We start from the raw sequence: 2,141 nt of genomic DNA, 5'->3' as shown, positions 1-2,141 counted from the left end.
CCCACCTCGCCCGGCGCGTGCGCCGCCAGCACCTGGCGCGGCGCCGCAAAGGCGCAGCGCAGGCGCGGCGCCGCGCTGTCCTGCGGGTCGGTGAAGTCGATCAGTGCTTCCAGCATCAAATCAGCCTGTGGCGCTTGTTGGTTGGAATTTTTCAGCTATTGATACGAGAGCAAAATTGCAAAAAAATGGCGCTTGCGGCGTGCGCACCGCAGCCGCGCCCACCGAGCGGCGCGGCGGTGCAGAGAAAGCATCGCCCCCGCAGGGGCTAGCGTCATCGCGGCTCGGAGGACAGATGCGCACCGCCGCCATGCCCCGCCTCACGCAGCGCCGATATGGGGCACCAGCCCCGCGGTGGGCTGGCCGTTTTTCAGCGCCGCGGTGAAGGCAAGCATGCGGTCGATGGGAAGGCGCGCGCGCGGGATGATGGCCGGGTCGACGTGGATGGCGTTGCCACCCGTCTCCAGCACCTGCGCCACGCCGGCCAGGCCGTTCATGGCCATCCAGGGGCAGTGGGCGCAGCTCTTGCAGGTGGCGCTGTTGCCGGCGGTGGGCGCCTCGTAGAACACCTTGCCGGGGTTGAGCGTGCGCAGCTTGTGCATCATGCCGTTGTCGGTGGCGACGATGAACTCCCGGGCGTCCAGGGTCTGCGCGGCCTTGAGGATGGCCGAGGTGGAGCCCACAGCGTCGGCCAGGGCGATCACATCGGCCGGGCTTTCGGGGTGCACCAGCACCTTGGCGTTCGGGTGGTCCTTCTTCAGGGATTCCAGCTCGAAGGCCTTGAACTCGTCGTGCACGATGCAGGCGCCGTTCCAGAACACCATGTCGGCGCCGGTCTCGCGGCGGATGTAGTCGCCCAGGTGGCGGTCGGGCGCCCAGAGGATCTTGTGGCCCTGGTCCTTGAGCGCGCGCACGATGTCGAGCGCGCAGCTCGACGTGACCAGCCAGTCGGCGCGCGCCTTCACGGCGGCACTGGTGTTGGCGTAGACCACCACGGTGCGGTCGGGGTGGGCATCGCAAAACGCGCTGAATTCTTCAATCGGGCAGCCCAGATCCAGCGAGCAGGTGGCGTCGAGGTCGGGCATGAGGATGGTCTTCTCGGGCGAGAGGATCTTGGCCGTCTCGCCCATGAAGCGCACGCCGCTCACCACCAAGGTCTGCGCTGAGTGATCGCGGCCGAAGCGCGCCATTTCCAGCGAATCGCTGACGATGCCACCGGTTTCCTCGGCCAGGTCCTGCAGGTCAGGGTGCACGTAGTAGTGCGACACCATCACCGCGTTCTTTTCCTTGAGCAGGCGGCGGATCTTGTCCTTGAGCGCGGCGCGCTCGTCCTTGGAGAGCTCGGCGGGCACGCGCGCCCAGGCGTGCTTGGTGGAACAGACCGAGCCGCCCTCGGGCTGCTCGTAATCGACTTCCTTGAGGAGGACGGTGGTGCTCATGGCAGCTCCTGGAGGCGCATGGAAAAATCGGTCGCTTTCACGTCCTTGGTCAGCGTTCCGATGGAGATGCGGTCCACGCCGGTTTCCGCAAGGGCGCGCACGCTCTCCAGCGTCACGCCGCCCGAGATTTCGAGGATGGCCCGACCTGCGTTGAGGCGCACGGCCTCGTGCAGCATCGGCAGGGGCATGTTGTCCAGCAGCACCATTTTGGCGCCAGCGTCCAGCGCCTCGGTCAGCTGCGCCAGCGTTTCCACCTCGATCTCGATGAACTGCGCGCGCGCGGCCACTCTCTCGGCGGCGCGCAGCACGGCGGTGACGCCACCGGCGGCGGCAATGTGGTTTTCCTTGATCAGCACCGCGTCGTGCAAGCCGATACGGTGGTTGGTGCCTCCGCCCACGCGCACAGCGTATTTCTGCGCCAGGCGCAGGCCGGGGATGGTCTTGCGCGTGTCCACGATGTGGGCGCGCGTGCCGCGCACGGCCTCCACGTAAACAGCCGTCTTGGTGGCCACGGCGGAGAGCAGTTGCAGGAAGTTCAGCGCCGTGCGCTCGGCGCTCAGCAGCGCGCGGGCATTGCCTTCGATCTCCAGCACCACCTGATCGGGTGCGCAGCGCTGGCCCTCGGCCACGCGCCAGTTCAACTGCACCGAAGGGTCCAGCGCGCGCAGTGCGGCCTCGGCCCAAGGGGCGCCGCAGATCACGGCG

General features: G+C 67.7%; 2 protein-coding genes. Both read right to left on the bottom strand.

Going from position 1 to position 2,141, the window contains the following annotated elements:
- Nucleotides 1-317: 317 nt before the first annotated feature.
- On the bottom strand, nucleotides 318-1,436 hold the full coding sequence (nadA, locus tag ACDELDRAFT_RS21615; protein WP_005800592.1) for a quinolinate synthase NadA: 1,119 nt from the start codon (nucleotides 1,434-1,436) through the stop codon (nucleotides 318-320).
- Nucleotides 1,433-2,141, bottom strand: a 709-nt coding sequence (nadC, locus tag ACDELDRAFT_RS21610; RefSeq protein ID WP_005800590.1) for a carboxylating nicotinate-nucleotide diphosphorylase, incomplete at its 5' end; no start/stop codon positions are given. The genes nadA and nadC, both read right to left, overlap by 4 nt.

This window comes from Acidovorax delafieldii 2AN (assembly GCF_000175235.1).
Lineage (GTDB): Bacteria > Pseudomonadota > Gammaproteobacteria > Burkholderiales > Burkholderiaceae_C > Acidovorax > Acidovorax delafieldii_B.
Note: the sequence above shows the minus strand (reverse complement) of the source record. Positions and strands in the feature narration are given on the sequence as shown.